This is a genomic window from Wohlfahrtiimonas larvae, assembly GCF_002006755.1.
In the GTDB taxonomy this organism is placed as follows: Bacteria; Pseudomonadota; Gammaproteobacteria; order Cardiobacteriales; family Wohlfahrtiimonadaceae; genus Wohlfahrtiimonas; species Wohlfahrtiimonas larvae.
This window is the reverse complement of the sequence record NZ_MVDO01000111.1, coordinates 1-2,462: the sequence shown is the minus strand read 5'-3', so window position 1 is coordinate 2,462 and position 2,462 is coordinate 1. Positions and strand designations below refer to the sequence as shown.

The 2,462-nt window shown below is 38.0% G+C and carries 4 protein-coding genes; all 4 read left to right on the top strand.

What is annotated here, in order from left to right:
• Nucleotides 1-411, top strand: a 411-nt coding sequence (locus BZK14_RS06795) for a FecCD family ABC transporter permease (RefSeq protein WP_143691388.1), incomplete at its 5' end; no start/stop codon positions are given.
• Nucleotides 412-417: 6 nt separating this feature from the next.
• On the top strand, nt 418-1,230 hold the full coding sequence (locus BZK14_RS06790; protein ID WP_077925784.1) for an ATP-binding cassette domain-containing protein: 813 nt from the start codon (nt 418-420) through the stop codon (nt 1,228-1,230).
• 68 nt (nt 1,231-1,298) lie between these two features.
• Nucleotides 1,299-1,718 (top strand): DoxX family protein, encoded by a 420-nt coding sequence (locus BZK14_RS06785; RefSeq protein WP_077925783.1) that lies wholly within the window; start codon nt 1,299-1,301, stop codon nt 1,716-1,718.
• A 136-nt stretch (nt 1,719-1,854) separates the two neighbouring features.
• On the top strand, nt 1,855-2,462 hold a 608-nt coding region (locus BZK14_RS06780), incomplete at its 3' end, for a DNA gyrase subunit A (RefSeq protein ID WP_281249093.1).

Genomic DNA, 2,462 nt, shown 5'->3' with positions numbered 1-2,462 from the left:
CTCTTTGTGTTGCAGTTAATGATTGTGCCATTGTTTTTATTTAAGATTCGTGCGATGAATGCAATGTTATTGGGTGAGCGTGAAGCGAAGCATTTAGGTGTGAACGTGGAACGATTGAAGAAGCAACAAATTTGGGGTGTTGCGATTTTAACAGGCAGCGCTGTTGCATTCTCTGGAGGGATTGGCTTTGTCGGCTTGGTCATTCCTCATTTAGTGCGCATGTTCTTTGGTTCAGATCATCGTTATGTATTGCCATTATCATTTATGTCAGGTGGTTTATTGCTCCTATTTGCAGATAGTTTATCTAGAACGCTAGCATCACCTGCCGAGGTGCCAATCGGTATCTTTACCGCATTTATTGGTGCGCCATTCTTAGGTTATTTGGTTTATCGTCAATCAGGTATGCGCTAGGAGATTATGATGTTTACGTTAAAAAATATCTCTTATACGATCAAAATCCGCAAAGGTGATCGTACATTAGTCAATGTCCCTGAGTTACGAATTCCAAAACACAAATTTACGGCACTGATTGGGCCAAATGGTGCAGGTAAAACAACACTATTAAATATGTTATCAGGCGATGAACAGCCAACAACGGGTGAAATTCGCTTTGATGATTATTTGTTGCAAGATTATACGATTGCAGAGTTGGCGCAAAAGCGCTGTGTTTTGCCACAATTGCAACACATTCCATTTGCCATTAATGTGATGGCCGTGTTGTCAATGGGCTTAATGCCACATGGTGTAAGTTATCGCCATGAAGGTGCGCATAATGTGATGATGGAAGTGGCTGAACATTTGCAGTTAACTCATTTGTTAGATCGAACTTATCAGGTTTTATCGGGTGGTGAACAGCATCGCACACAAATTGGCCGTGTTTTAGTGCAAGCATTGTTTGAATTGGAAACATGTGGTGAAGATCGTTTGTTACTATTAGATGAGCCATTTAATCACTTGGATTTGTATCATCAAAAGCATTTGCTGAAATACTTTAAAACATTGCAAGAAAAGGGTATTACGATTGTTTGTGTGATGCATGATCTGAATCAGGCGCTCCATGCTGCGGATCAATGCGTTGTGTTGAAACAGGGCGAATTGCATGGCGTTTATGATTCTCAATCATTGAAAGATGGTCGAATTTTAGGTGAAGTGTTTAATATCCCATTTGTAGAATTAACCAATCAAGATCACCCGAATGCACATTCACTGTCGATATTTGGTTATGAATAAAGTATTTGCTTGACCTCAATTTAACTTGAGGTTTTATACTCTGAACCATTTAATCAATGGAGGTTGAAATGCAAATATTCATTCATAGAATTTTAGATAGTAAAGCTTTATGGATTGTGGCAAGAGTTTTATTGGTAGTCATATTTTTATCATCAGGTTTGGCTAAATTGATTGATTTTGAAGGTGGGTTGGCAGAAATGCGGTCAGCAGGTTTGCACCCGCCTATATTTTTTAATATTGCCACGATTATTACGTTGTTAACGGGATCTTTTTTGATTTTGATGAATCGTTGTGTATGGTTAGCTTCTGGTGCGTTATCTATTTTTATGTTGTTAACGATCCTAATTGTTCATACTTTTTGGCACAATCCTGTCGAAGGATTTGAAGTTGCTTTGTTTTTTGCATTAGAACATGTAACTGTTGTTGGTGGTTTAATCATGGCAACCATTGTGAGCCGAATGAAAGAAAAAGAACAAGGATTGAAGTAAAAGTTTTATGTGATTCCATTTGCGTAAAAACTTGCTAAGAATCAAGGAATTCCAATCTGTGAATTTCAGGCAGAATTGACCTTTTTGTGATATAATTTTTCGGTTATAAGCTTAATAATTAGACAAAGGATATTCAATGAGTGAGTTTGCCAAAGAGATAGTTCCGGTCAACTTAGAAGAGGAGATGAAAAAATCTTATCTCGACTATGCAATGAGCGTGATTATTGGTCGTGCTTTGCCAGATGTTCGTGATGGATTGAAGCCAGTTCATCGCCGAATTTTACATTCGATGAATCAAACTCATAACGATTGGAATAAACCTTATAAAAAATCTGCGCGTATCGTGGGTGATGTGATGGGTAAATACCATCCGCATGGTGATAGTGCAATTTATGATTCAATCGTTCGTATGGCACAGCCATTCTCAATGCGTTATATGTTGGTGGATGGTCAAGGTAACTTTGGTTCGGTGGATGGTGACTCACCTGCTGCGATGCGTTATACCGAAGTAAGAATGAGCAAGATTGCTCATACTTTATTACAAGATATTGATAAAGAAACTGTAGATTTTATTCCAAACTATGATGGTTCTGAAATTGAGCCATCTGTATTGCCAACACAAATTCCAAATTTATTGGTAAATGGTTCATCAGGTATTGCGGTTGGTATGGCGACAAATATTCCGCCACATAACTTAACTGAAACCATCAATGCTTGTGTTGCATTGATCAATGATCCAGAAAT